The organism is Cupriavidus numazuensis (assembly GCF_905397435.1).
GTDB lineage: Bacteria > Pseudomonadota > Gammaproteobacteria > Burkholderiales > Burkholderiaceae > Cupriavidus > Cupriavidus numazuensis.
In genome coordinates this window covers 1-6,406 of record NZ_CAJPVI010000122.1, presented here as the reverse complement: position 1 = coordinate 6,406, position 6,406 = coordinate 1, and the positions used below count along the sequence as shown (strand labels likewise).

Annotated in this window: 11 protein-coding genes and 1 pseudogene; 7 read left to right on the top strand and 5 right to left on the bottom strand. The window is 63.5% G+C overall.

All coding sequences use genetic code 11. From position 1 onward, the window contains the following. Nucleotides 1-109: 109 nt before the first annotated feature. From KHO41_RS40535 to KHO41_RS40510, 6 genes and pseudogenes are all read left to right on the top strand, one after another. A pseudogene (locus KHO41_RS40535) lies at nt 110-421 on the top strand (transposase); the annotation flags it as partial. A 482-nt stretch (nt 422-903) separates the two neighbouring features. After that, nucleotides 904-1,080 carry a hypothetical protein gene (locus KHO41_RS40530; RefSeq protein ID WP_211958817.1) on the top strand — a complete coding sequence of 59 codons (177 nt, stop codon included), beginning with the start codon at nt 904-906 and terminating at the stop codon, nt 1,078-1,080. 62 nt (nt 1,081-1,142) lie between these two features. Continuing rightward, complete coding sequence (locus KHO41_RS40525; RefSeq protein ID WP_211958816.1) at nt 1,143-1,385, top strand: antitoxin; 243 nt, start codon at nt 1,143-1,145, stop codon at nt 1,383-1,385. Then, complete coding sequence (locus tag KHO41_RS40520) at nt 1,382-1,783, top strand: type II toxin-antitoxin system VapC family toxin (protein ID WP_211958815.1); 402 nt, start codon at nt 1,382-1,384, stop codon at nt 1,781-1,783. The genes KHO41_RS40525 and KHO41_RS40520 overlap by 4 nt, the downstream gene beginning before the upstream one ends. A 26-nt stretch (nt 1,784-1,809) precedes the next feature. Continuing rightward, nucleotides 1,810-2,007, top strand: coding sequence for a hypothetical protein (locus KHO41_RS41575; protein ID WP_244874275.1), 198 nt, complete (start codon nt 1,810-1,812; stop codon nt 2,005-2,007). 533 nt (nt 2,008-2,540) lie between these two features. Beyond that, nucleotides 2,541-3,227, top strand: a complete 687-nt coding sequence (locus tag KHO41_RS40510; protein WP_244874274.1) for a universal stress protein — start codon at nt 2,541-2,543, stop codon at nt 3,225-3,227. A gap of 279 nt (nt 3,228-3,506) precedes the next feature. Here the strand turns inward: KHO41_RS40510 and KHO41_RS40505 are convergent, their stop codons facing one another. The 5 genes from KHO41_RS40505 to KHO41_RS40485 form a co-directional block, all read right to left on the bottom strand. Next, nucleotides 3,507-3,776 carry a Txe/YoeB family addiction module toxin gene (locus KHO41_RS40505; RefSeq protein ID WP_211958814.1) on the bottom strand — a complete coding sequence of 90 codons (270 nt, stop codon included), beginning with the start codon at nt 3,774-3,776 and terminating at the stop codon, nt 3,507-3,509. Then, nucleotides 3,773-4,036: a type II toxin-antitoxin system Phd/YefM family antitoxin gene (locus KHO41_RS40500; RefSeq protein ID WP_211958813.1), complete on the bottom strand. Its 264-nt coding sequence runs from the start codon at nt 4,034-4,036 to the stop codon at nt 3,773-3,775. The genes KHO41_RS40505 and KHO41_RS40500 overlap by 4 nt, the downstream gene beginning before the upstream one ends. A 443-nt stretch (nt 4,037-4,479) precedes the next feature. Further along, on the bottom strand, nt 4,480-4,656 hold the full coding sequence (locus KHO41_RS40495) for a hypothetical protein (protein WP_211958812.1): 177 nt from the start codon (nt 4,654-4,656) through the stop codon (nt 4,480-4,482). Between the two features lie 44 nt (nt 4,657-4,700). After that, nucleotides 4,701-5,120: a type II toxin-antitoxin system VapC family toxin gene (locus KHO41_RS40490; RefSeq protein ID WP_211958811.1), complete on the bottom strand. Its 420-nt coding sequence runs from the start codon at nt 5,118-5,120 to the stop codon at nt 4,701-4,703. Further along, complete coding sequence (locus KHO41_RS40485) at nt 5,117-5,362, bottom strand: FitA-like ribbon-helix-helix domain-containing protein (protein ID WP_211958810.1); 246 nt, start codon at nt 5,360-5,362, stop codon at nt 5,117-5,119. The genes KHO41_RS40490 and KHO41_RS40485 overlap by 4 nt, the downstream gene beginning before the upstream one ends. Before the next feature lie 192 nt (nt 5,363-5,554). On the opposite strand from KHO41_RS40485, the gene KHO41_RS40480 reads away from it, so the two are divergent. Further along, nucleotides 5,555-6,406: DNA-binding protein (locus KHO41_RS40480; protein WP_211958809.1), on the top strand; the 852-nt coding region annotated here is incomplete at its 3' end.

Genomic DNA, 6,406 nt, shown 5'->3' with positions numbered 1-6,406 from the left:
TTCAATCACCACACTCCGTCATCAACTTAGCGTGCATCTGATACGCAGCCTTGGGCTTTGCCCATGTTGCGCGTCTGGCTGATCAATCACATTTATGACACAGTAGTACTACCAGGGTGTCGAGAATCGCGAAGAGACCCGAGGCATCGAGGCCAAATGGCACGTCGCAATGAAGCCTGGCAAGCGTCGTGCGTTGGACAAGAGCACCCCTGTAGGGGAATTGCTCGACAAGCTGGAGAAAACCAAGGCCAGCATCCGCGCCAAGGTCGAGCATCCGTTCCGGGTTCTGAAGCGGCAGTTCGGCTACGTGAAGGTCCGCTATCGAGGGCTGGCGAAAAATACTGCGCAGATCAAGACGCTGTTCGCGTTGTCGAACCTGTGGATGGTGCGCAAACGAATTATTCAGGGCGCAATGGCATAGGTGCGTCCGCAATGGCCAGAAGGGCCGAAAAATCGAGGCGAAATCGACCTCAACCCCATCAAAGGGGCGCCGAGAACGATGTTGGAGTGCGATTCGTCTCATGTTGTGAAAATCATTGGCCTAGAACGCTCCGGGGCTCGGCATGCCGACGGTTGTTCAGACCATCCCTAGGTCGACGATGATCATTCCGTCCTGAACGCTCTGGGTTCTCCTGAGAACGCCTCAAAACACAATTAACCGACAGTCTCACAAACCCCCACAAACGATGGAGCCCGCAGGGCCAGGGGGTATGCCGTCAGCGGCATACCCGCCTACACGCCCATGAGACGAAGCTATGCGGCAGGCGGTGGGACGCACCGGTGTGCCAAAAGTCGTGCGCACCGCGCCGCAGGCCCGCGAGCGCCGCGCTCGCTACCTGTAGCGGTGTGTGATCCCAGCGTGCTCTCTTGCCGGGCCGGCTGATAGGCCCCCCACCCCGTGGCGTGCGCAATGACAGCCGCACCGCGACCAAGCCGATCCTTGTGGGCCGCCACGGCCCGGTCGCGATCCGGCCAGCCGCCGGACAAGGCAAGCGCCCGCCTGTCGCGGACGCTGCGCGCCGCCAACGCCTCAAGCTGAAGCAGGGTACCCGCCGCACCACGGATGCGCGGCGCTATTGAATCCTGAACCGCCCCTCTATAAAATATATCTATATTGTGTAGATACACACACGGAGGGGAAGATGGAATTCGCCAAGGTTTTCCGACATGGAGGCTCTCAGGCCGTGCGGCTGCCCAAGGACTTTCGCTTTGACAGTGCCGAGGTGCGCATCCGTCGGCACGGCGCCGCGGTGATTCTCGAACCCGTGCCGCAGGACTGGGCCTGGCTGGCGCCGCTGGTAGGACCGGTCGATGCCGATTTCGAGTCGGCCGCAGTCGACCAGCCTGAGGCTCAGGAGCGCCCCGGCCTGGATATGTTCGAATGAAGTACCTGCTCGATGCCAACGCGGTCATTGCGATGCTCAAGGGGGAGCCCACTATGCTGGAGCGCCTGCGCGCGCACTTGCCAACCGATTTCGGTCTGCCCTCGATCGTGGCACATGAGCTGTACTATGGCGCCTACAAGAGCCAACGCGCCGCCGCGAACCTGGCCCGCATTGAAGCGCTGCAGTTCGAAGTCGTGCCGTTCGATGCCGAGGACGCCCAACACGCCGGCGAAATTCGCGCGCAACTGGCGGCGGCCGGCACCCCGATTGGCACCTACGACGTGTTGATTGCCGGACAGGCGAGGTCGCGTAACCTCATTCTGGTGACGCACAACGTGCGCGAGTTCGCGCGCGTGGCGCAGTTGAACGTCGAAGATTGGCATGCCGGTGAACACTGAACGTGTCGTGTCGGACGGAGAGCGTCTTGCTGGGCAACGCGCACGCATGGCCGATGTGGTCGTCGAGTTCGTGGCCGGAGAACCAGTACGCGTCGTTCGAACAACGTTTTCCGTTCTCACGTTCGATGCCGAAGGATCGCCTCGATCCAGGGGCATTCGAGAGGCAGCAATTTGCCCTCGCGGAGTCGGTCGTTGCCCCCCGTCTGCGCCGCATCCGCAGATGAGAGCAAGCAGCCCGTCGTCGACGCGTCCGCGCGATGCATTGCGCAAGGGGGCCAAAGGGTTCCGTCACGAGCTTTGGCGCGCGCGATCGATGAGGCCGCGTTGGGGCAACGACGGTACGTACGCCTGTAGGTAACCGCACAAGCCAGGCGCTTTGCTAGGGGCGCATGCCGGCGTCTAAGCGCCGCCAGCGGAAACCGGCGGGGCCGATCCACTCCGAGCGCTTCACGAAGGCCATGGGCGATAAGCGCCTATTGTGGCGGGGCGGGCTCGGTGGGTGGTTGACCCTGCTGCTCGCCCACTTCCTTGATCCATGACAAGTACCCCTAAGGTCGCAACCTAGATTGAAATCGTTGCTGACTTTTGGTGGAAGGGTGCCCATCATGGACTACGCGACGATCATGGTTCACCTGGATGCTAGCCGGCACGTGCCCCAGCGACTGCACCTTGCGGCGCAACTGGCGCTGGCGTACCAGGCAAGGCTTGTGGGCCTGCTTGCTGTCGGCAAGCCGGACCCAGGGCGATTCGCTACCTGGTGGATGGCGATCGTTACCTGGCGTCCTACAACGAATGGCAGCGTCGGGTGGGCGAGGCAGCACGCCAGGCGTTCGAAGGGGAAACACGTGAACTGGCGATCAGGACGGAGTGGCGTGCGCCTGACTGGGCCACGGCCCAGACGGTACAGGCCGAAGCACACCTTGCAGATCTGCTAGTCGTTGGACAGCTTGATCCGTCTGATAGCGACGCGTTCTCCGAAGACAATTTCGTCGAGTCGGTGGTCCTGCGGTGCGGACGGCCTGTTCTCGTTGTGCCCTATGCGGGCCGCTTTCCGGGTGTCGGCAAGAACGTAATGGTGGCTTGGAATGGCAGCCGCGAGGCGGCCCGTGCCATGCGCGACGCCCTGCCAGTACTGCTGCGCGCTGATTCGGTCGATATCGTCTCATTCGTGCGACCTGACCTCATGCGCGATCCGTGGCTTTCACCGGTGCAGCTTGCGGCTAACTGGCTGGCCGGTCACGGCGTGCAGGCAAACCTGAAGGAGCCGGTCATTGGCAGCGGCGACGATGTCGGGGAGTTATTGCTGTCACTTGCCGTGGACAGCGATACCGACCTCATCGTGATGGGTGCCTACGGTCATACCAGGACCTGGGAATTTGTCCTGGGCGGCATGACGCGTAGGCTCCTGGAATCAATGACCGTTCCGGTGCTGATGTCGCACTGACCACGCAGCGGGATCCCCAAGTGTTCGCCCCGTCTACTATGATTTCGTCCCGCTTTCGGATCCAGGTTGGGCTTGGCAGTAAGGTCGTCGCCTTCGCGGCTCTACTGTCATGCAGTGGTGCTCGTCGGTACCAGCTTTCCTGCGCCCGCCGAAGCCGTGGACGATGACGTTAATCGACCTTCGCTGCGACCAGTGAGGAGGCGTGCGCATCGGGTTGGCAATCAAGGGGTTGCGGGTGATGAGGGTGCACAGCAACTTCAGGAACTCCATTTCCCTCGCTTACTTGTCGCCATAGTGGTAGCGGCAGTTGATCAGCACCACGCTGTCGTCGTCCGCGAAATACATGAGGCGGTTGGCGTCATCGATGCGGCGTGACCAATAGCCACTGAGGTTGCCCACCAAAGGCTCGGGCTTCCCGATGCCCTCGAAGGGCGTGCGCTGGATCTGTTGGATCAACTGGTTGATACGCTTGAGGGTCTTTTTGTCTTGGCCTTGCCAGTAGAGGTAATCCTCCCAGGCGTCGGGCATGAACTTGATGCTGCGCGTCATTCAGCGTCCGGGTCAATCAGCGGCCGCTCCACCGCCTCGCCGCGACGGTGTTGGTCAATGCTGCGCAGGATGCGCTCGGCGTTGGTCGGCGATTGCAGCAGGTACATCGTTTCCTTCCAGCTTTCATACTGGGCTTCGGACATCAGCACCACGTTCGGCGCGCCGCGGCGCGTGATCAGCACGGCGTCGTGATCGTCAATGGTCTGGTCCATGACCGCCTTCAGGTTGCTGCGGGCGTCGGAGAAGTGAACAGTGCGCATGGCGCCCTCCCTCGGTAAACTCGTACGTAAACTTGTACAAGTATAGCACTGGGAGGTTTGTTGTGCGCAGGTGGGGGTGCCAGCTGCGCGGAGGAGCGATTTGCGCGCGCCGTGTGACGTGGCTGCGCCATCCATGATTTCCTGCCGGGTTGGGTGGCCGCGGATCTGGTTGAAATTTCATTTTCGTGAAAGTACGACCATAGGCCTTAGCCTTCCGCCGCCATCGCGGAGAGACGGAGGGGTCCTAAGCCTTGCGTGTCCAGCCAAATCGATGCCGCTCTCGCGTGGCCTCGTTCCGCGCATCGTCTTCGGTGTGTACATCTGGCGGTCGCTCCTATGCGAGCCCGCTGTATGCCCCGTCAGTGCGCCGAGGCTGGCGAGCGCCTCGGGCAGCGCCGCCCATTATTCGGGTTCGCGCGCCCGCAGCCGCTCGGCCGCCATGCTCAAATTTCGTTGATGAACAGATGCAGCGCCACGCGCGACAAGACCTTCCCGTGGTTCGCGCGGTCGATGGCCGGCAGCACCAGCGGGCGGCCATCGCCGGACTGCTGCGTCGGCGCCAGTCCATGCGCACGCCGATAGCGGACGAGTTCGGCAACCAGATCGTCAGTCGCGGGCACTAGCTGGGCTTGTTGCCCTTGCCGGCGACTTCGCGCGACCCGCATCAATCCCCCCAAGGATTGGCCAGCGTAACGCCGATCCCTTCGAAGTCCTTGCGGTTGCGCGTGGCCAAGGTGGCGGCGTGGTGCCGACAGATCGCGGCAATTTGCGCATCGGCCATGCTGATCGGACGCCCCGCGCGTGCGCGCTGGGACACGAGGGCGGCGTAGTGCACGGCGGCGTCCTCGTCGAAGGGCAGCACCCGGTCAGCGAATTCCTCGTCGAGCATCTGTACCGCGGCTTCCCGTAACCTGGACTTGCGGCGTCCGTCGGGCAGACGAGCAATGCCGTACAGCAATTCAGCCACGGTCACGGCAGTGATGGTCAGGGAATCCGGAGCCTGTCGATCGAGCCAGTCGATGACGGCCGGGTCCGCCTCGGCCCGCATCAACTCCGACAAGACATTGGTGTCGAGCACGATCATTCAGGCAGTTCCGGGGACCGTGGTCGCTCGACCCGCGCGGGCAGATCCAGCCCGGGATCGGCCAACGTGGCAAAGCGCTGGCGCAGCCGGCTGCCCAGGCCGCCCCGAGCCGGCCGCTTGCTGAGCGCGCGCCGCAAGATCTCGCGCACCTCCTCCTCCATGGAGTGGCCGTGCTGGGCGGCTTCGATCCGCAGCCGGGCCTTCAATTCGTCATCCACGTTTCGAATGGTCAGCGTCGCCATTCCAGTCTCCCGCTTGCATTGAATGCAATGCTAGCACATTTCAACCCACAGTATCTGGCCACCTGACCGGGCGGTATCCAACGTGCATTTACTAGACATAAGAAAACTTATGTCTAAAGTACGACAGCATTTATTAGCTATTAAACGTATTACGTAGTAATATAGTTATTTATTCCACTCACTTTTTCCCCGATGTCCGCGGCCGACCTGGATCTGACCGACGCTGCGCTGCAGGCTGATTTGACCGAGCTGCGCGGGCGTTTCCCCGACACCCGCGCGCTGTACCGCGAGGTCTGCGGCCTGCTGTTCTTCCGTTACGGCGTCACGCCCACCGCCAACAAGCTCTACAGCCTGGTGCGCAAGGGCAGCATGGGCACGCCCGCCGAGGTGCTGCAGGCGTTCTGGCAGGAGCTGCGCGGGCGCACGCGCGTCACCATCGACCATCCGGACCTGCCGGACCCCCTCAAGCAGATCGCCGCCGAGGCGGTGCAGACCATCTGGCAGTCGGCCAACGAGGCCGCGACGGCGGAACTCGCCACGCTGCGTGCCGAAGCGCGTGACGCAGCGAATGCCGCGGAATCGGAACGCGATGCCGCGCGCGCCGACACCGCGGCCGCGCGCGAAGATGCGCTCGCGCTCTCGGCGCAGCTGGGCGAAGCGCGGCAGGCGCACGACGCCGTGCAGGCCCAACTGGCGGCCGAGCGCCAGGCGCACGCCGCGACGCGGGCGCGTTGGGAAGCGGGGCGGGGGGAACTGGAGGCGGCGGGTCGCCAGCTGGTAGAGTTGCGCACCCAATTCTCGACGGAGCTCGAGCGGGCGCGCGAGGCAGTAACGCTCGCGCAGGAACGCGCCGAAGCCAGCGAGCGGCGCGCGCTGCGCGAACTGGACCAGGAGCGCACCGCGCGCCAGAAGAGCGAGCGCACGGCTGAAGACCTGCGCGGCGAACTGGCGGCGGCCCGCAGCGAGGCGCGCGATGCTGCCGTGGCGCTGGCGGAGGGCCGCGCGAAGCTGGAAGCCCAGGCCGCGGCGCTGGCCGATCGGCTC

Bases quoted from the DNA above. Each gene is read 5' to 3' on its own strand.
- KHO41_RS40525 (WP_211958816.1), top strand. From the start codon at position 1,143: ATGGAATTCGCCAAGGTTTTCCGACATGGAGGCTCTCAGGCCGTGCGG.
- KHO41_RS40505 (WP_211958814.1), bottom strand. From the start codon at position 3,776: ATGACGCGCAGCATCAAGTTCATGCCCGACGCCTGGGAGGATTACCTC.
- KHO41_RS40485 (WP_211958810.1), bottom strand. From the start codon at position 5,362: ATGGCGACGCTGACCATTCGAAACGTGGATGACGAATTGAAGGCCCGG.
- KHO41_RS40520 (WP_211958815.1), top strand. From the start codon at position 1,382: ATGAAGTACCTGCTCGATGCCAACGCGGTCATTGCGATGCTCAAGGGG.
- KHO41_RS40500 (WP_211958813.1), bottom strand. From the start codon at position 4,036: ATGCGCACTGTTCACTTCTCCGACGCCCGCAGCAACCTGAAGGCGGTC.
- KHO41_RS40490 (WP_211958811.1), bottom strand. From the start codon at position 5,120: ATGATCGTGCTCGACACCAATGTCTTGTCGGAGTTGATGCGGGCCGAG.